Source organism: Methyloceanibacter superfactus (genome assembly GCF_001723305.1).
Lineage (GTDB): Bacteria > Pseudomonadota > Alphaproteobacteria > Rhizobiales > Methyloligellaceae > Methyloceanibacter > Methyloceanibacter superfactus.
The window spans coordinates 45,036-63,890 of the sequence record NZ_LPWF01000034.1; the positions used below are offsets into that span (position 1 = coordinate 45,036).

The 18,855-nt window shown below is 62.8% G+C and carries 19 protein-coding genes and 1 tRNA gene; all 20 read right to left on the minus strand.

The genetic code is table 11. From position 1 onward, the window contains the following. Positions 1-43: 43 nt before the first annotated feature. The 20 genes from AUC69_RS13765 to AUC69_RS13860 all read right to left on the minus strand — a co-directional run bounded on the left by AUC69_RS13765 (position 44) and on the right by AUC69_RS13860 (position 18,848). On the minus strand, positions 44-1,693 hold the full coding sequence (locus tag AUC69_RS13765) for a ribonuclease J (RefSeq protein ID WP_342018606.1): 1,650 nt from the start codon (positions 1,691-1,693) through the stop codon (positions 44-46). Positions 1,694-1,746: 53 nt separating this feature from the next. Beyond that, on the minus strand, positions 1,747-2,490 hold the full coding sequence (locus AUC69_RS13770) for a biotin--[acetyl-CoA-carboxylase] ligase (RefSeq protein ID WP_158008125.1): 744 nt from the start codon (positions 2,488-2,490) through the stop codon (positions 1,747-1,749). Between the two features lie 29 nt (positions 2,491-2,519). After that, a complete protein-coding gene (gene nuoN / locus AUC69_RS13775; RefSeq protein WP_069442665.1) occupies positions 2,520-3,947 on the minus strand; it encodes an NADH-quinone oxidoreductase subunit NuoN in 1,428 nt (475 codons plus the stop codon). A gap of 12 nt (positions 3,948-3,959) precedes the next feature. Further along, the gene (locus AUC69_RS13780) at positions 3,960-5,474 is read right to left on the minus strand and encodes an NADH-quinone oxidoreductase subunit M (RefSeq protein WP_069442666.1); all 1,515 of its coding nucleotides are present in this window, start codon (positions 5,472-5,474) and stop codon (positions 3,960-3,962) included. After that, complete coding sequence (gene nuoL / locus AUC69_RS13785; protein WP_069442667.1) at positions 5,471-7,396, minus strand: NADH-quinone oxidoreductase subunit L; 1,926 nt, start codon at positions 7,394-7,396, stop codon at positions 5,471-5,473. Before nuoL ends, AUC69_RS13780 begins: the two co-directional genes overlap by 4 nt. Positions 7,397-7,409: 13 nt before the next feature. Continuing rightward, positions 7,410-7,718, minus strand: a complete 309-nt coding sequence (nuoK, locus tag AUC69_RS13790; RefSeq protein WP_069442668.1) for an NADH-quinone oxidoreductase subunit NuoK — start codon at positions 7,716-7,718, stop codon at positions 7,410-7,412. Beyond that, positions 7,715-8,326: an NADH-quinone oxidoreductase subunit J gene (locus AUC69_RS13795; RefSeq protein ID WP_069442669.1), complete on the minus strand. Its 612-nt coding sequence runs from the start codon at positions 8,324-8,326 to the stop codon at positions 7,715-7,717. The genes nuoK and AUC69_RS13795 overlap by 4 nt, the downstream gene beginning before the upstream one ends. A gap of 97 nt (positions 8,327-8,423) precedes the next feature. Then, positions 8,424-8,915: an NADH-quinone oxidoreductase subunit NuoI gene (gene nuoI / locus AUC69_RS13800; protein ID WP_083239462.1), complete on the minus strand. Its 492-nt coding sequence runs from the start codon at positions 8,913-8,915 to the stop codon at positions 8,424-8,426. 12 nt (positions 8,916-8,927) lie between these two features. Then, positions 8,928-9,950 carry an NADH-quinone oxidoreductase subunit NuoH gene (nuoH, locus tag AUC69_RS13805; protein ID WP_069442670.1) on the minus strand — a complete coding sequence of 341 codons (1,023 nt, stop codon included), beginning with the start codon at positions 9,948-9,950 and terminating at the stop codon, positions 8,928-8,930. Next, entirely contained in the window at positions 9,943-12,045 is a 2,103-nt protein-coding gene (gene nuoG / locus AUC69_RS13810) for an NADH-quinone oxidoreductase subunit NuoG (RefSeq protein ID WP_069442671.1), read from the minus strand. The genes nuoH and nuoG overlap by 8 nt, the downstream gene beginning before the upstream one ends. Then, positions 12,038-12,517, minus strand: coding sequence for a hypothetical protein (locus AUC69_RS13815; RefSeq protein WP_141700811.1), 480 nt, complete (start codon positions 12,515-12,517; stop codon positions 12,038-12,040). The genes nuoG and AUC69_RS13815 overlap by 8 nt, the downstream gene beginning before the upstream one ends. A gap of 9 nt (positions 12,518-12,526) precedes the next feature. Then, positions 12,527-13,825, minus strand: a complete 1,299-nt coding sequence (gene nuoF, locus AUC69_RS13820; RefSeq protein ID WP_069442673.1) for an NADH-quinone oxidoreductase subunit NuoF — start codon at positions 13,823-13,825, stop codon at positions 12,527-12,529. After that, positions 13,825-14,577 (minus strand): NADH-quinone oxidoreductase subunit NuoE, encoded by a 753-nt coding sequence (nuoE, locus tag AUC69_RS13825; RefSeq protein WP_069442674.1) that lies wholly within the window; start codon positions 14,575-14,577, stop codon positions 13,825-13,827. The genes nuoF and nuoE overlap by 1 nt, the downstream gene beginning before the upstream one ends. 123 nt (positions 14,578-14,700) lie before the next feature. Further along, positions 14,701-15,927 (minus strand): NADH-quinone oxidoreductase subunit D, encoded by a 1,227-nt coding sequence (locus AUC69_RS13830; protein WP_069442675.1) that lies wholly within the window; start codon positions 15,925-15,927, stop codon positions 14,701-14,703. Beyond that, on the minus strand, positions 15,927-16,358 hold the full coding sequence (locus AUC69_RS13835) for a thioesterase family protein (protein WP_069442676.1): 432 nt from the start codon (positions 16,356-16,358) through the stop codon (positions 15,927-15,929). The genes AUC69_RS13830 and AUC69_RS13835 overlap by 1 nt, the downstream gene beginning before the upstream one ends. Beyond that, positions 16,355-16,969 (minus strand): NADH-quinone oxidoreductase subunit C, encoded by a 615-nt coding sequence (locus tag AUC69_RS13840; RefSeq protein WP_069442677.1) that lies wholly within the window; start codon positions 16,967-16,969, stop codon positions 16,355-16,357. The genes AUC69_RS13835 and AUC69_RS13840 overlap by 4 nt, the downstream gene beginning before the upstream one ends. Positions 16,970-17,006: 37 nt before the next feature. Continuing rightward, a complete protein-coding gene (locus tag AUC69_RS13845; protein WP_069442678.1) occupies positions 17,007-17,567 on the minus strand; it encodes a NuoB/complex I 20 kDa subunit family protein in 561 nt (186 codons plus the stop codon). Then, positions 17,558-17,923: an NADH-quinone oxidoreductase subunit A gene (locus AUC69_RS13850; protein WP_069442679.1), complete on the minus strand. Its 366-nt coding sequence runs from the start codon at positions 17,921-17,923 to the stop codon at positions 17,558-17,560. The genes AUC69_RS13845 and AUC69_RS13850 overlap by 10 nt, the downstream gene beginning before the upstream one ends. A gap of 38 nt (positions 17,924-17,961) precedes the next feature. Further along, positions 17,962-18,038 (minus strand) — tRNA-Asp (locus tag AUC69_RS13855). Positions 18,039-18,131: 93 nt separating this feature from the next. Next, entirely contained in the window at positions 18,132-18,848 is a 717-nt protein-coding gene (locus tag AUC69_RS13860) for a tetratricopeptide repeat protein (protein ID WP_141700812.1), read from the minus strand. Positions 18,849-18,855: the final 7 nt, after the last annotated feature.

The window sequence follows — 18,855 nt, forward strand, 5'->3', positions numbered from 1 at the left end:
GATCAGCTTCTAGCGCGGTCCCGCGCTGCGTGCCAATTGAGGCCTATAGCACCGTCAGGAGCACGGAACACAGGGGCTTCTTGCCCCAGGCTTGATTGACGGCGGCACGGACGCCGCGGCGGACCGCCTCGCTCACGACCGCCGGATCCTTGCGGCGCGGACGCGGAATGCTCTTCACCGTGCCGATGGCCGCGTCCCGGACGATGTTCTCGAACGGCGTGCCGAATGTATCGGCGGCCGGGAGGCCGCTCAGCGCCACTTCCGGATCGGCCACAAGCTCGCCTTTGGTCGTCAGCACCAGCGACACCGAGACGATGCCGGCGAAACTCAACTTGCGGCGCTCACGCACTTGGCCGTCGTCGGAGTGCGTGAGGATGGCACCGTCGCGATAGAGGCGCCCGGTGGGCACCTCGCCGACAATGGCGGCGGGCTGCGGGAGCAGGTGAACCACGGTGCCGTTGCGCGCCCGGATCACTTGCTTGACGCCGAGCGCCTCGGCCAGTTCGGCATGCGCCTCGAGATGCCGGCCCTCGCCATGCATGGGCACGGCAATCTCAGGCTTCAGCCAATCATATAACTGCTCGAGCTCACCTTTACGCGGATGGCCCGAGACGTGGACGAGCGCATCCTGATCGGTCAGGATCTCGATCTTGTTGTCCGACAACGCGTTCTGCACGCGTCCCACGGCCTTCTCGTTGCCCGGGATGGTGCGCGAAGAGAAGATCACCCAATCGCCGGCATCGAGCTTGACATGAGGATGCTCGCCCGAGGCGATACGCGAAAGGGCGGCGCGGGTCTCGCCTTGGCTGCCGGTGCACAGCGCCACAACATTGCGCGGCGGCAGCTTGGCGAATGCCGTCTCCTCATGGAAGTAGAGATCCGGATCGAGATAGCCGGTGGCCTGCGCCGCCTCGATGACGCGATACATGGCGCGGCCGACGACGACGAGTTCGCGGCACGCGGCCTGCGCGGCCTTTGCCACCGAGCCGAGCCGAGCCACGTTGGACGCGAAGGTTGTAACCGCCACACGTTGTGGCGCCTCGGCGATGAGCTTGTTCAGGGTCACGGCAACGTCGGCTTCCGACGGGGACACGCCCTCGCGGATGGCGTTGGTGGAATCGCAGATCAGCGCCGCCAGCCCTTCCCGGCCAATCTCGCGCAAGCGCCTCTCATCGGTCGGAGCGCTGGTCAGCGGATTGGCGTCTAGCTTCCAGTCTCCCGTATGCAGCACCGCGCCGAGCGGCGTCCGGATGGCGATGGCCGATGGCTCGGGGATCGAGTGGGACATGCTGATCAGTTCGACATCGAACGCGCCAATGGTCCGCCGGCTTCCCATGTCGACGACTTCGAGGGGAAAGTTCTCCGCGATGCCCATCTCGCCGAGCTTCGACTTGAGCATCTCGGCGGTGAAGGGGGTGGCGTAGACGGTCACGTCGCCGAGGAGCGGCCAAAGATCGGCCACGGCGCCGTAGTGATCCTCGTGCGCATGGGTGAGCAGGAGGCCGGCGACGTTGTGGCGCTCCTCCTCGAGAAATCGGATGTCGGGGAGGATGACGTCGATGCCGGGCTCGAACTCGCTGCCGAAGGTCACGCCCATGTCGACGATGAGCCACTGAAAGGCGCCCCGGCGGCCATAGCCGTAGAGATACAGATTCATGCCGATCTCGCCGACGCCGCCTAGCGGCACGAACACGAGTTCGTCTCCTTTACGATCGGATTTTCGGGACACTGGGCTCGGTTGCCTTGTCAGTTGGCGAAGAAGACGTCGCCAGCGGTCACGCGGGCTTCGCCTTCGCTCGTCCGGAGCCGGAGTGCGCCGTCGGAGTCTAGCCCGGCATAGGTGCCTTCCGTCTCGACCCCGTTGAGTTTCACGCGCATGGGCCGTCCCACCGGCCCGGCCCGGTCGAGCCAGGCGCGGCGAATGGTAGGAAATGTCGCGCCCTCGCCCCAGCGCATGAGCCATTCGTGGGTTGTTGCGGCGAGCACTTGAAGCGCTTCGCCTGGCGTCACGGACAAGCCGTACTCAGCCAGGCTGACCGCGGGCTGCGGCAAGTTCTCGGGGTGATTGGCGAGGTTGATGCCGGTGCCGATCACGACCGACCGAGCTGTTGGGTTTGGCCCCGGGCACGTTCTCGAGCAGCATGCCGGCGACCTTCTCCTCGGCGAGGAGAACGTCGTTCGGCCATTTGAGCAAAAGCTCCGAGCGGCCTCATAGGCGATGAGCTTGGCCACGGTTTCGTAGGCGACGATGCCGGCGACCAAGGCAAGCTGGCTTGCGGTCGGCAGTGGACAATTGAGCCTGATCAGGAGGCTCGCGAACAGATTGCCGAATTGAGAGGTCCATTCACGGCCGGCGCGGCCGCGTCCCTTGGATTGGCGCGACGACCAGATCCACAACGGCCCGGGTTCCCCCCGGTCCGCGCGGCGCCTCGCCTCGGCATTGGTGGAATCGACGGAGTCCAGCTTCGCCAGCCGGTAACCGGCCGGCATCTTAGGTGATGGAGATGCTATATAGCTCATTAAAACAATGACTTGGCGGCTATTTCCGCGGCTGCTACCAACGGAGCCGGATAGACGAAATAGAGCAGAGTGAACACGCCGCTGACGCCGAGAATGGTGGCGAGAGTTGCCGGCATGGGCTCGAAGCGTTCCACGGGATCGTCGAAATACATGATCTTGACGATGCGCAGATAGTAGAAGGCCCCCACCACACTCAAGAGCACGCCGATCACGGCGAGCACGTAGAGACCAGACTCGATGGCAGCTAGGAACACGTAGAACTTGGCGAAGAAACCCGCAAGGGGTGGGATTCCGGCCAGAGAGAACAACAGGACCGCCATGGCGAGCGCCATCAGCGGCTTGGTGCGGGAAAGTCCGGAAAGCTGGTCGATCTGCTCCACCATCTTGCCGTCGCGCCGCATGGCGAGAATGCAGGCGAACATGCCAAGCGTCATCACCAGATAGATGGCCAGGTAGATGATAACCCCCTGCACGCCTTCGGCCGTGCCGGCGGCGAGGCCGACCAGCGCATAGCCCATATGTCCGATCGAGCTATAGGCCATCAGGCGTTTGATGTTGCGCTGGCCGATGGCGGCGAACGAGCCGAGCGCCATGGAGGCAATGGCGAGGAACACGACGATCTGCTGCCACTCCATGGTGATGGCGGGGAAGGCCGAAATGACGACCCGGACCAGAAGCGCCATGGCGGCGAGCTTGGGCGCCGCGGCGAAGAAGGCGGTGACAGGGGTGGCGCGCCTCATAGCGTCCGGCGTCCACATATGGAAAGGCACGGCGGAGATCTTGAAAGCCAAGCCCGCCAACACAAACACTAGCCCGAAGATCAGGCCGAGATTGGGGTCGGACGGCTGCACCGAGGCGGCGATCTGGTTGAACTCGGTCGAGCCGGTGAAGCCGTAGACCAGTGACGCGCCATAGAGGAGCATGCCGGAGGACAGCGCGCCGAGGACGAAATATTTTAGTCCGGCTTCCGAGGAGAGCGCGGAATCGCGCTTGAAGGCGGCGATCACATAGAGCGCCAGGCTCTGCAGCTCGAGACCAATATAGAGCGCGATGAGATCATAGGCCGAGATCATCATCAGCATGCCGGTGGCGGCGAACAGCACGAGAATGGGAAATTCGAATTTCAGCCCGCCCGAGTCACGCCAATAGTCGATCGACATGATCAGCGCCACGCCGCGCCCCGTCAGGGTGAGGAGCTTTAGCATCCGCGCATAAGGATCGACGATAAAGCTGCCGTTGAACAGGAGCTCCGTCCCCTCGCCCGCGGCGACGAAGATGCCCGACATGACGAGAACGCCGACGGCGAGCCATAGCACGAGTTCGCCGCGCTCTTGGCGCGTGGCGACGCCGAGCATCAATAGCGCCATGGCCCCAATCGCGAGGACCAGCTCGGGGACTATCACGACGAGATTGAGCGACTGGACCACGCGCTAATCCCTCTAAGGCACGAGCGCAAACCGCGCCTGTTCGGCAGCGGCAAGGCTCGCTTTGAAATTGGACATCAACGCCTCGACGGACACGGCCGACACGTCGAGAACCGGATTGGGGTAGAAGCCGAAGAAGATGGTGATGACGATCAACGGCACCATTACGGCGACCTCGCGCCAGGACAGGTCCTTGATGTTGCGCAGCCCCGGCTTATCCAGCACGCCGAAGACGACGCGGCGGTAGAGCCATAACGCGTAGCCCGCCGACAGGATGATGCCGGTGGTCGCCAGCGCCGCGACCCAGGTGTTGACCTCGAACGCGCCCATGAGGCTCAGGAACTCGCCGATGAAACCGCTCGTGCCGGGCAAGCCGACATTGGCGAGCGTGAACAGCATGAAGCAGAAGGCATAAAGCGGCATGCGATTCACGAGGCCGCTGAATACCGCGATCTCGTGGGTGTGCATGCGGTCGTAAAGCACGCCGACACACAGGAAGAGCGCGGCGGAGACGATGCCGTGGGAGAGCATCAGGAAGATGCCGCCCTGTAGGCCTTGCATGGTGATGGTGAAGATACCGATGGTCACGAAAGCCATATGGGCGATGGACGAATAGGCGATCAGCTTCTTCATATCCTCCTGTGCCAGGGCCACCAGCGAGGTGTAGATGATAGCGATGACCGAGAGCGCAAAGATGAGCGGCGCGAACTCGGCCGAGGCAAGCGGGAACATGGGGATGGAGAAGCGCAAGAAGCCGTAGCCGCCGAGCTTCAGGAGAATGCCGGCCAGGATCACCGAGCCGGCGGTCGGCGCTTCCACATGGGCGTCGGGCAGCCAGGTATGCACCGGCCACATGGGCAGCTTCACCGCGAAGGAAGCAAGGAAGGCAAACCACAGCCAGGTCTGCATCTCGGGCGGGAAGTCGTGGGTCAGCAAGGCCGGGATATTGGTGGTGCCGGCCTCCCAGTAGATCGCCATGATGGCGAGCAGCATCAGGACCGAGCCGGCAAGCGTGTAGAGGAAGAATTTGAAGCTGGCATAGACGCGCCGCTGTCCGCCCCAAATGCCGATGATGAGAAACATCGGGATCAGCCCGCCCTCGAAGAACAGATAGAACATGACGAGGTCGAGCGAGCAGAACACCCCGAGCATCAAGGTCTCAAGCACGAGGAAGGCGATCATGAATTCCTTCACGCGCGTCTTGATCGCGCCGAAGGTCGACAGCACGGTGATGGGCATCAGCAGCGTGGTGAGCACCACGAAGGGCATTGAGATGCCGTCGATGCCCATGTGGAAAGTGATGGGCCCGAGCCACGGCCGAAGCTCGACGAACTGAAATTGCGCGGTGGCCATGTCGAAATCGCGCCACAAGAGCAGCGAGATGGCGAAGGTGATCAGCGTCGTCCACAGAGCGATGTACCGCGCGTTGCGGAACGTGCTTTCGTCGTTGCCGCGCAAGGCCAGGATCAGCAGCGCGCCAAGCAGCGGCAGGAACGTCACCGTGGAGAGGATCGGCCAGCTATAGCTCATGGCGCGATCCCCCCACCCGAGAAGATGAAATAGGTGAGGAACAGCGCCACGCCGATCAGCATGATGAAGGCGTAGTGATAGATATAGCCGGTCTGCAACCGGACCACGCGGTTGGTGATGTCGACCACTCGCGCCGATACGCCATCGGGCCCGAGGCCGTCGATGATCTTGCCGTCACCGAACTTCCACAAGAAGTAGCCGAGCCGCTTGGCCGGCCGCACGAAAAGGAAGTCGTAGAGTGCATCGAAATACCAGGCATGGAGGAAGAACCGGTTGACGGCGGGGAAGCGCTTGAGCAGCCCGAACGGATAGAGCGGCTGCCACATGTAGAAATACCAAGCGATGAGGAAGCCGGCCGTCATGGCGATTGTCGGCGATAGGGTCAGCCATAACGGCAACTCGTGATGGGCAACTTCGTGGGTGACGAGAGAGTCGCGCCAGAAGCCGATCTGGTCGGTGCCGATGAAGAGATGCTGGAAGCCGATGCCGGTGAACAGCGCGCCGAGCGCGAGGATGACCAGCGGTACGCCCATGGTCCAGGGCGGCTCATGGGCATGGTCGAGGACTTTTCTACCGCCCTTGAAGTTCCCCTCGAAGGTCATGAACATCATGCGCCAGGTGTAGAGGGCGGTGAGGAATGCGGCGATCAGCGTCGTCAGATAGGCGTAAAGACCGACCGCGGTGTGGTCGCCGTAGGTCGTCTCGATGATGAAGTCCTTGGAGAAGAAGCCCGAGGTGAGGGGAAAGCCGGTCAAGGCGAGCGAGCCGATCAACATCATGACCCAGGTGAAGGGGATGACTTTGCGCAAGCCGCCCATGCGGCGCATGTCCTGATTGTCGGCGAGCGTATGGATGACGGCGCCGGCGCATAGAAACAGCAGCGCCTTGAAGCAGGCATGGGTGAAGAGGTGGAACATGCCCGCGCCGAACGCGCCGACGCCTTCGGCTGCGAACATGTAGCCGAGCTGCGAGCAGGTCGAATAGGCGATGACGCGCTTGATGTCGGTCTGCACGACCGCCGCTGTCGCGGCGAAGAAGGCGCTGGTGCCGCCGATGATGGCGACGAAGGCGAGCGCGTAAGGGGCGAGCTCGAAGAGCGGGGACAGCCGCGCTACCATGTACACGCCGGCCGTCACCATGGTGGCGGCATGGATCAAGGCTGACACCGGGGTCGGGCCTTCCATGGCGTCAGGAAGCCAGGTGTGCAGCAGGAACTGCGCCGACTTGCCCATGGCGCCCATGAACAGCAGGAAGCAGACCAGCTCCAGGATGGGGACCTGGTAGCCGAGGAAGGCCATGGTCTTGCCCACCTGGTCGGGAGCCGCGGCGAAGATCGTGTCGTATTGTACGGCGCCGAACACGACGAAGATGGCGAAGATGCCGAGGGCGAAGCCGAAATCACCCACCCGGTTGACGATGAAGGCCTTGATGGCGGCGGCGTTGGCGGCGGGCTTCTGATACCAGAAGCCGATCAAAAGATACGAGGCGAGCCCCACGCCTTCCCATCCGAAGAAGAGCTGCACGAGATCGTCGGCCGTCACCAACGCCAGCATGGCGAAGGTGAACAGCGACAGATAAGCGAAGAAGCGCTCCTTGTGCGGATCCTCGTCCATGTAGCCGACGGAGTAGAGATGCACGACGCTCGAAACCGTCGTCACGACCACCAGCATGACGGCGGTCAGGGTGTCGATGCGCAAAGACCAAAACGTCTTCAGCTCGCCCGAGTGGATCCAGCTCAATAGCTCGATACGAACGTCCTGCCCGTCGATGGCGACCTGATAGAAGGCGAGCCAGGACAGGAAGGCGGCGACGAACAGCAGCGTCGTCGTCACCACCTCGCAGGCGCGCGCGCCCACAAGGCGGCCGAAGAAGCCGGCGAAGATGGCGCCCAGCAGGGGCAGGAAGACGATCGCCTGATACATCGGAGGTCTGCCGTCAGCCTTTCAGAAGATCGATTTCGGCGACGTCGATCGTGCCGCGATTGCGGAAGTAGACGACGATGATGGCCAAGCCGATCGCCGCTTCAGCCGCCGCCACGGTGAGCACGATCAGGGTGAAGACCTGGCCGACGAGATCGCCATGAAACGAGGAGAAGGCGACGAAGTTGATATTGACCGCAAGCAACATCAGTTCGATCGACATCAGAATGACGATGACGTTCTTGCGGTTGAGAAAGATGCCGAAGATGCCGATGGTGAACAGGATCGCGGCAACGGTGAGATAGTGGGATAGGCCGATCGTCATTTGAGGCCCCTCCCCGTCTCGACCTCGACAACCTCGACCGACATCTCGCGCGTGCGGCCGACCTGCGCGGCGATGGACTGCCGGCGCACGTCGCTCTTGTGATGCAGGGTGAGCACGATGGCGCCGATCATCGCGACGAGCAGAATGAGACCGGCGCCCTCGAACAGATAGACGTAACGGGTATAGAGGATTTCGCCGAGCGCCTGGGTGTTGCTCACTTCGGCCGCGGGCGGTGTGGGGACGTCGCTGACGAGCTCGGGCGCCGTTAGCCACGCGCCGACGACAAAGATGAGCTCCACCAGGAGCAGAAGGCCGACCACCGCGCCGACCGGCAGATATTTGAGGAAGCCCGCGCGGAGCTCGGCGAAGTCGACGTCGAGCATCATCACCACGAACAAGAAGAGCACGAGCACCGCTCCCACATAGACGACAACCAAGATCATGGCCAGGAATTCGGCCCCGAGCAGGACGAACAAGCCTGCCGCATTGAAGAAGGCAAGGATCAGGTAGAGCACCGCATGCACGGGATTCTTGGCCGCGATGACCATGAAGCCCGCGCCCACGCACATGATGGCGAAGAGATAGAAGAACAGCGCGGACAGCATCATGCAGCCTTCTTCGTGCTGACTAGATCTCGATAACGGAGGCCCGGCTCACCGGCCAGGCACGCGTGAATACAGTCGCCCCAAAACACCCAGTAGCCCCTCACCGATATGGCGCGTCGAGCGCAATATTCTTCGCCAACTCGCGCTCCCAGCGGTCGCCGTTCGCCAGCAGCCGCTCCTTGTCGTAATAAAGCTCTTCGCGCGTTTCGGTGGCGAACTCGAAATTCGGCCCTTCCACAATCGCGTCGACGGGGCAGGCCTCCTGGCAGAAGCCGCAGTAGATACATTTCACCATGTCGATGTCGTAGCGGGTGGTGCGGCGGGTCCCGTCGTTGCGCCGGGGGCCGGCCTCGATGGTGATGGCTTGCGCCGGACAGACGGCCTCGCAGAGCTTGCAGGCGATGCAACGCTCCTCGCCATTCGGATAGCGCCTGAGCGCATGCTCGCCACGGAAACGGGGTGACAGCGGTCCCTTCTCGAACGGGTAGTTCAGGGTCGCCTTCGGCGCCACGAAATATTTCATGGCAAGCCAGAAGGCCGACAGAAACTCCATCAGCAAAAGCGACTTCGCGGCTTGGGCAACGCGTGTCACGCGTTCACTCCTCTAGAAACCGTATTGCCAAAGCCGCAGCACCGCGGCCACGACCACGACGGCGGCAAGGGACAAGGGCAGAAACACCTTCCAGCCGAGCCGCATCAGCTGATCGTAGCGATAACGCGGCACCATGGCCTTGACCATGGAGACAAGGAAGAACAGGAAGCCAACTTTCAGGACGAACCATAGCACGCCTGGTATCCAGGTGAAGGGCGCCACCGGGACAGGCGGCAGCCAGCCGCCCAGGAAGAGCACGGTTCCCAGGCTGCAAAGCAGGAGGATGGCGACATACTCCCCCAACATGAAGAGCATATAGGGGGTCGAGGAATACTCGACCATGAAGCCCGCCACGAGCTCCGACTCCGCCTCCAGGAGGTCGAAGGGCGGCCGGTTGGTCTCGGCCAGCATCGAGATGAAGAAGATGACGAACATCGGCAGGAGCGGCAGCCAGTACCAGCCGAACAGGCCGAGGCCCCGGTCCTGGGACATGACGATGTCCGTGAGGTTGAGCGAGCCGGCGCACAGCAGCACGGTGATGATGACGAAGCCGATGGAGACCTCGTAGGAGACCATCTGCGCGGCTGAGCGGAGGCAAGCGAGAAAGGCGTATTTCGAGTTGGAGGCCCAACCCGCCATGATCACGCCGTAGACCTGGAGGCTCGAGATGGCGAAGATGTAGAGCACGCCCACATGGATGTCGGCGACGGCCCAGCCTTTGTCGACCGGCATGACGGCCCAGGCGGAGATGGCCAGCCCCGCGGTGACCACAGGCGCCATCAGGAAAAGGCCCTTGTTGGATCCGGCCGGAATGATGACCTCTTTGAACACGAACTTCAGCAGATCGGCGAAGGACTGCCAGAGACCGAACGGTCCCACGACGTTGGGTCCGCGCCGCATCTGGACCGCGGCCCAGACCTTCCGGTCGGCATAGAGGGTGAATGCGATGACGACCAAAAGGATGACGATCAACGCCACGCTATGCGCCACGATGAGGAAGGTCGGCAGCCCGTAATTGGTCCAGAACTCAGCCATCCGTGCCGGTCGCTTTCTCGCTGCCGCCGGCGTGCATCGCGCTCAAGGCAGCCATGATGGACGAGGCACGCGCCACCGGATTCGACAGGTAGTAGTCGTCCACGGTGAGGCCGAAGCGCTCCTTGCCGGGCTTGGCGGTCTGCGCGGCCAGTTTTTCGATTGCGCCGCTGTCGGCGGGCTCGACGAGATCGAGCAGCGCCAGGTTGGGGCACGCCGCGTACATCTGGGCCCGGAGGGCCTGGAGGCTATCGAAGGGTAATGGCTGGCCAAGAACGGCCGATAGCGCTCGCAGGATCTTCCAGTCCTCACGCGCTTCGCCGGGCGGGAAGATGGCACGGCTGGTCATCTGTGCGCGACCTTCCGTGTTCACATAGGTCCCGTCCTTCTCCGTATAGGCGGCACCGGGAAGGATCACGTCGGCGCGGTGCGCACCAGCGTCGCCATGGCTGCCTGATAGATGACGAAGCATCGCCCCAGCCGCTCCATGTCGATCTCGGCGCGAGGAGATAGAGACCTCAATGTGCCCTTTGCCGGCGGCATCGAGGATCGCTTCCACGTCGCGACCGCTCTTGCCCGGGACCAAGCCGAGATCGAGCCCCGCAACACGGCCGGCCGCGCTGTGCAGCACGTTGAAGCCGTTCCAGTCCTGCTTGACCGCGCCGATCTTCATGGCGGCCTTGGCGGCAAGCGCAAGCACGGCGGCACCGTCGGGCCGTGCCAGAGCCGCCTGGCCGACGATGACCATGGGACGCTCCACGCCCTCGAGCCGCTTGAGGAACGGATGTGAACCGTCGGCGATTTTGGCCAGCGTTTCGGGGCCGGCGCCGAGATAATCGTAGCCATAGGTGAGATCGGCTTCAGTGCCGATCAGGCCGATCGGCAGACGCTCCTCGGCCTGCCGCCAACGCCGGCGAATGCGTGCGTTGAGGACCGGCGCTTCGACCCTTGGATCGGTCCCGACGAGGAGAACCGCGTCGGCGCCGTCGATACCGGCAACAGTTGTGTTGAAGAGATAAGTCGCACGCCCAAGGGCGGGGTCGAGCTTGGCGCCGTCCTGGCGGCAGTCGATATTCGGCGAACCGAGCTGCTCGGCGAGCAGCTTCAGGGCGAACATCTCCTCCGCGGCGGCGAGATCCCCGGCGATGGCGGCCGACCTTCGTGCCGTCAAGGCTTTCAGCCTCTCGGCGATAACGCCGAACGCTTCGTCCCACGTAGCGGGTTCGAGCTTACCGTCGCGACGTATATAGGGCCGGTCGAGGCGTTGCGTGCGCAGTCCGTCCCAGACATGGCGCGCCTTATCGGAAATCCACTCCTCGTTCACGGCTTCATAGATGCGCGGCAGGATCCGCAGCACCTCGCGCCCACGGGCATCGACGCGGATCGATGAACCGAGCGCGTCCATAACGTCGATGGACGGCGTCTTGGTCAGCTCCCAGGGGCGCGCCACGAAGGCATAAGGCTTGGACGTCAGCGCACCTACGGGACAGAGATCCACGACGTTGCCCGAAAGGTTCGAGCGCATGCCGTGCTCGAGATAGGTGGTGATCTCCATGTCCTCGCCGCGGCCGATAGCGCCGAGCTCGTCCACACCGGCGACCTCGGTCATGAAGCGCACACAGCGCGTGCAGTGGATGCAGCGCGTCATATAGGTCTTGATCAACGGCCCGAGATATTTGTCCTCGACCGCGCGCTTGTTGTCCTGGAAGCGGCCGGCGTCGAAACCGTAGGCCATGGTCTGATCTTGCAGATCGCATTCGCCGCCTTGGTCGCAGATGGGACAGTCCAGCGGATGATTGATCAGCAGGAACTCGAGCGTGCCCTCCTGCGCCTTTCGCACTGTCTCGGAGTTGGTCAAGACGGTCGGCGGCGCACCGTCCCTACCCGGCCGCAGGTCATTTACGGACATGGCGCAGGACGCGACCGGCTTCGGGCATGCGACGACCTCGACCAGGCACATGCGGCAGTTGCCGGCAATAGACAGGCGCTCGTGGTAGCAGAAGCGCGGAATCTCGACGCCGGCAAACTCGCATGCCTGGATCAGCGTAATACCGTCCGGTACGTCATGCTCCTGATCGTTGATGATCAACTTAGGCATGGTGTTTCGGTGTCTCTTTCAGGGCGTCATGCATGAAAGCGCGAAAGCGCGGCGTGTATTGCTCGAGGTAGCCCGAAGTCTGAAAATGCGTGGACAACAAATACGCGCGGTGCTGCTTGAGCTGGAGACGCACGGCTGAATCCCATTCCTTGGTCGGCAAGACTTGCAGGATCTCCTCGCTGGCGTTGAGTATGGTGTCCACGAACAGTTCGTATTTTTGGAACGTCTCCTTGCTGCCGTCGATTGTCATTTCGTCGTAGTTGAAGTCCGCCAGCGCGAGGGTCGGGTCGGCCAGCTTGGGATTGTCGAAGGCGAGCCTGAGCGTCTCTCTCCATAATTCATTGCCATTTGCTCGGTGCTCCGCCTTGCGCCCTTCGGAGATCTGCAAGTGCGCATAGATCAATGCCGCAACCGCGGCGACACCCATGGCTATCGTCGCGAGTGTGTTTGCATTCTGCCAAAGCCAGGTCATGCACGGCCCCTACTCCGCCGCCACGGGGACAGAGGGTGAGATCGGCTTTGTCGCCTTGGCATCGATGCGCTCTTCGATCACATGGCGAAAATGCCGGATTAGCCCTTGAACCGGCCAGGCCGCCGCGTCGCCGAGCGCGCAAATGGTGTGCCCCTCGACCTGGTGGCTGACATTGAGCAGCATGTCGATCTCGGCCTTCTCCGCCTCGCCGTTGGCCATACGCTCCAGGACGCGCCACATCCAGCCGGTGCCCTCGCGGCACGGCGTGCACTGGCCGCAGGATTCATGCTTGTAGAAATAGGAGAGCCGCGAGATGGCGCGGATGATGTCGGTGGACTTGTCCATGACGATGACCCCGCCGGTGCCGAGCGCGGTGTTCACCGCCTTCAGGCTGTCGAAGTCCATGGGCAGGTCGTCGCATTCGCTGGCTGGGATACATGGCACTGATGAGCCGCCCGGAATGACGGCCAGCAGATTGTCCCAGCCGCCGCGCACGCCGCCGGCATAATGATCGATCAGCTCGCGCAAGGGGACGCCCATCTCTTCCTCGACGGTGCAGGGCTTATTCACGTGCCCGGAGATGCAGTAGAGCTTCGTGCCGGTGTTGTTGGGGCGGCCGAGCGAGGCATACCAGGTGGCGCCGCGGCGCAAGATGTCGGGCACCGACGAAATGGTCTCGACATTGTTGACGGTCGTAGGCGCGCCGTAGAGCCCGACATTCGCCGGGAACGGCGGCTTCAGGCGCGGCTGGCCCTTCTTGCCTTCGAGGCTCTCGAGTAAAGCCGTTTCCTCGCCGCAGATATAGGCTCCGGCGCCGTGATGGACATAGAGATCGAAATCCCAACCGTTGACGTTGTTCTTGCCGATCAGCTTGGCCTCATAGGCTTCGTCGACGGCCGCTTGCAGGATCTCGCGCTCGGCGATGAACTCGCCGCGAATGTAAATATAGGCGGTATGCGCGCGCATGGCGAAGGCGGCGAGCAGTGCCCCCTCGATGAGGAGATGCGGATCGTGCCGCATGATGTCCCGATCCTTGCACGTGCCCGGCTCGGATTCGTCGGCGTTGACGGCGAGATAGCTCGGCCGGGCGTCGTTCTTCGGCATGAACGACCATTTGAGGCCGGTGGGGAAACCGGCCCCGCCGCGGCCGCGCAAGCCGGACGCCTTCACCTCGTCGATGATGGCGTCGTGTCCACGGGCGATCATCTCCTTGGTGCCGTCCCAGGCGCCGCGGGCGCGGGCCGCCTTGAGCCGCCAACTATGGAGGCCGTAGAGGTTCTTGTAGATGCGGTCCTTATCCTGGAGCATCAGCGGGCCTTCGGCTTTCTACTCTTGTCGAGCGGCGGCTTCGGAACGCCGGCTTCGCGGACATTGGCGGCGGCTCCGGGGCGTTTGGCGCTGGCGTCGATGAGCACGGCGCCGGCGGAGCCAGGTTCGGCGCCCGACGAGTCGTTCGTGTAAAGCGCGGGGTCGGTGAGCGTGTTGGGGCCACCGAGGGGCGCCGAGGTCTGCCGCCCGTTTTGGGGGCCTGGTTCCACGTCCTCACCAGCGCGCAGCCGCTTGAGGATGGACTCGAAATTCTCCGGGGTCAGATCCTCGTAATAATACTTGTTGATCTGAGCCATGGGCGCGTTGACGCAAGCGCCGAGACACTCCACCTCGGTCCACGAGAACAGCCCGTCCTCGCTGACGGTGTCCTTCGGGCCGATAGCTTTTCGGCAGACATCCTTGATGTCCTCGGCGCCTCGCAACATGCATGGCGTGGTGCCGCACACCTGCACGTAATGGCGGCCCACCGGCGCGAGATTGAACATCGTATAGAAGGTCACGATCTCGTAGACGCGGATATAGGCCATGTTGAGCATGTCGGCGACGTAGCGCAGCGCCGGCTCGGGGATCCAGCCGCCCATCTGCTCCTGCGCCCGCCACAGTAGCGAGAGCACGGCGGAAGCCTGGCGGCCTTCCGGATACTGCTTGATCTGGGCTTTGGCCCATTCAAGATTTTCGGGCGTGAAGGCAAAGCCTTCAGGCTGCTCAGCGGCGAGGCGTCGGACGCTCATCTCTATCTTCTTGTGGTCTCGCGGGACGTGTTGCCCTGGTTCCCGCGAGTCGCTCCTAACTGACTTGTGTAAGGCCTTGGTGAGTCTCGCTTACGACGCCCCATTTCGCAACTGCACAATGGGTCAACGGTCACACTCTCCAAAGACAATATCGATCGATCCGATCACCGCCGACACATCCGCCAGCATGTGACCGCGGCACAGGAATTCGAGCGCCGCGAGATGGACGAAGCTGGGCGCCCGGATCTTGCAGCGATAGGGCCGATTGGTGCCGTCGGAGACGAGATAGACGCCGAATTCGCCCTTCGGCGCCTCGACCGCCGCATAAGGCTCGCCCTTCGGTACGTGATAGCCCTCGGTGTACAGCTTGAAGTGGTGGATCAGGGCTTCCATGGAGCCCTTCATCTGCGCCCGGCGCGGCGGCACCATCTTATGGTTGTCAACGGTGACGGGACCCGGCGTGGTGGTAAGGCGCTCGCAGCATTGCTTCATGAGACGGACCGATTGGCGCATCTCCTCCATGCGGATGAGATAGCGGTCGTAGCAATCCCCGTTCTTGCCGATGGGAATATCAAACTCGAGCTCGTCGTAGCACTCGTAAGGCTGGGACTTGCGCAAATCCCAAGCGGCACCCGTGCTGCGGATCATTGCGCCGGAGAACCCATGGGCCCAGCCGTCCTCCTGGCTGACGACGCCGATATCCACATTGCGCTGCTTGAAAATGCGGTTGTCGGTCAGAAGCCCTTCGATGTCGTCGCAAGACTTCAGGAACGGATCGCAAAAGGCGTAGATGTCGTCGACCAGCTCGGGCGGCAGGTCCTGATGCACCCCGCCGGGACGCATATAGGCGGCATGCATGCGGCTGCCGCTTGCCCGCTCGTAGAACACCATGAGCTTCTCGCGCTCCTCGAAGCCCCAGAGCGGCGGGGTGAGCGCGCCGACATCCATGGCCTGCGTGGTGACGTTGAGGAGATGGGACAGCAGCCGGCCGATCTCGGAGTAGAGGACGCGGATGAGCTGCGCACGCTTTGGCACGGCGACGCCCACGAGCTTCTCCACGGCCAGCGAGTATGCATGCTCCTGATTCATCGGCGCGACATAGTCGAGCCGATCGAAATAGGGCAGCGCCTGAAGATAGGTCTTGTACTCGATCAGCTTCTCGGTGCCGCGATGAAGCAGTCCGATATGGGGATCGACGCGCTCGACCACCTCACCGTCCAGCTCGAGCACTAAGCGCAGCACGCCGTGCGCGGCGGGATGCTGCGGTCCAAAATTGATGGTGAAGGTGCGGTCGTCGCCCTCACGCTTGCCGCTGTCCAGTTCCGGCGCTTTGGTCTCGATCTCGGCCATCAGGCGTCCACTCCAGCCTTCGACAGCTTGGCGGCTACGCCGCGCTCGAATCTGCTCCAACCGACAATGAAGCGCTCATGGGTACCGGCGCTGATCTCCTCGATGCCGTCATGGGCGCTGACCTTGAAGCTCGCTCGCGGCCCCCGGACCTCGGTGCACTCGACATCCACGGTTACGGTGAAGCCCGGCGGGGTGGCGGCCTTGTGCGACACGTCGATATGGACGCCGAGACTGCCCTCGCCTTCGTCCAGATGTGACTCCAGCAACTGTACGCAGGTCCACTCCATGAGTGCGACCATGAAGCCGGTGGCGAAGACCTCGGGCATGGCGGCCAGTTGGGGCGATTCCTCGTAGAGATACGGCACCGTCTTGGTCACGGGCACCGTGTAAGAGAAGCTGTGCTTGAGGCCGGCTTTGAGGGTGGGCTTCACGGCTCCCCCTTCCGGTCCGGCGCCTCGCCTGCCTTCTCGTCGCCTGGAATGGCGGTATCCATGCCCTCCCACGGGCTCAAGAAGTCGAAGCTGCGATATTCCTGCATCAGTTTCACCGGCTCATACACGACCCGCTTCAGTTCATCGTCGTATCGGAGCTCGACAAAGCCCGTGAGCGGGAAATCCTTGCGCAAGGGATGGCCCTGAAAGCCGTAATCGGTGAGCAGGCGGCGGAGGTCGGGGTGGCCTTCGAACAGAATGCCGTAGAGATCGTAGGCCTCGCGTTCGAACCAATTGGCTGCGGGGAACAGCTCGACAATGCTCGGCACCGGCGTCTCGGCGCGGGCGGTGGCGCGCACGCGGATACGCTGGTTCAGCCACGGACTTAGCAGGTGATAGACGACGTCGAAGCGCTCGTCGCGTTCGGGATAATCGGCGCCGCAAATATCGATGAGACAGCCGAAGCGGCAGCGCGCGTCGTCGCGCAGGAAAGCGATAACCTCGGGGATGCTGTCGCGCTTCACCTCGATGGTGAGTTCGCCGAGCGCGACCTGGAAGCCTGTCTGCTTCGGTCCGAGTTTCCCGGCAAGGTATGCGCCCAGCTTGTTCAGGCTTCGTCCATCAAGGCTCCAGGATCAGAGCGGCGCGTCAGCGTTCGATCGTGCCGGTCCGCCTGATCTTCTTCTGCAGGAGCAGCACGCCGTAGACCAGCGCTTCGGCTGTCGGCGGGCAACCCGGAACGTAGATATCCACCGGCACGATGCGGTCACATCCGCGAACGACCGAATAGGAGTAGTGATAATAGCCACCGCCATTGGCGCAAGAGCCCATGGAGATGACATAGCGCGGCTCCGGCATTTGGTCGTAGACCTTGCGCAATGCCGGCGCCATCTTGTTGCATAGGGTCCCCGCGACGATCATCACGTCAGACTGTCGCGGGCTGCCACGCGGCGCGAAACCGAACCGCTCGAGGTCGTAGCGCGGCATTGACGACTGCATCATCTCGACGGCGCAGCAGGCGAGCCCGAAGGTCATCCACATGAGCGATCCGGTGCGCGCCCAGTTGATCAGGTCGTCGGCCGTGGTGAGCAGGAAGCCCTTGTCCGCGAGCTCGTCGGAGAAGACGCCGAAGCTGGTCGCGCCCGGAGTCGTGATCAAGCCGCCGGGCTTGCCTTCGGTCTCGAAGAGAGGCTCAGGCATCAATCCCATTCGAGCGCGCCTTTCCGCCACTCATAGACAAAGCCGATGGTGAGAACTCCCAAGAACACGATCATCGACCAAAAGCCGAGCGCGCCGACCTCCTCGAAGGCAACGGCCCAAGGGAATAGGAATGCGATCTCAAGGTCGAAGATAATGAACAGAAGCGACACGAGATAGAAGCGCACGTCGAATTTCATGCGTGCGTCATCGAAGGCGTCGAAGCCGCATTCATAGGCCGAGACCTTCTCGGGATCCGGATTGCGCACGGCGATGACGAAAGGCACGACCAGAAGGATCGTGCTGATGACAAAGGCGATGCCGATGAAAATGACGAGCGGCAGGTAATCTTGGAGAAGCTGGCCCATGGCTTTTCTTCAGCCTTCTTCGGGTGCGGGGGCCAAAATGGCGGGAGTGACGGGACTCGAACCCGCGGCCTCCGGCGTGACAGGCCGGCGCTCTAACCAACTGAGCTACACCCCCTACCGGGCCGTAGACCACGGCCGGAGGCGAGCTTCAGCATGTACGGCCTGAGATTCCCCAAGTCAAGACAAGGTCCCAAAGACCTTTGCCTTGCTATTGCGGCGTGGTGCCGCTTTCGCCCTCCTGTGCGAGGCTTGCCAGGATATTCTTGGCTGCGGGATCACCCAACTGCGCGGCTTTCGCAATCAGAACCTTGGCTTCGGCCGGGTTGAGACCGACGCCATAGGCGCCCTCATTGTAGAAATTGGCCATGAGCAGCATGGCGCGGGTCGAGCCCGCATCGGCGGCCCTGCGGACCATGCGCACGCCGTCCAAGGGGTTCTTGGCCACGCCTTTGCCGGTCATGAGAGCCATGCCGTAGAGCATCATCCCGTTGGCGTTCCCGGCATCCGACGCCTGGTGCATGAGGTCGGCGGCCTCGGGCTCGGGCGAAACATACGCAAGTACGAGCATCGCCGACGTATTGCCCTGGGTGATGAGCTTGTCGAGAAGAGGCTTGGCGCTTTCGATCTTCTTGCCGGCGATATAGGCCATGGCCGCGCCGAGCGCGAAGCGGGGCTCGCCAGGGTGGTTCGCAAGCGCTTCGGTGCAAGCTGGGACGGCGCGATAGTAGTCGACGGTGCGGAAGGGTTGGCCCCACTCGTCGGGACCGAAGCCGGCGAAGGGGTTGGGCGCGAGGCGGTCGCAGAGCGACTCGGGCGTCTCGTCCGTCACAATCTCGTTCAAGTTCAGTGGAGCGGCGACGGCGCCGTTCACTCCAGACAAAGACAGAATAAAGCAGATCGCGACACCGGCAGTTGCGTACCGCATGAGACAC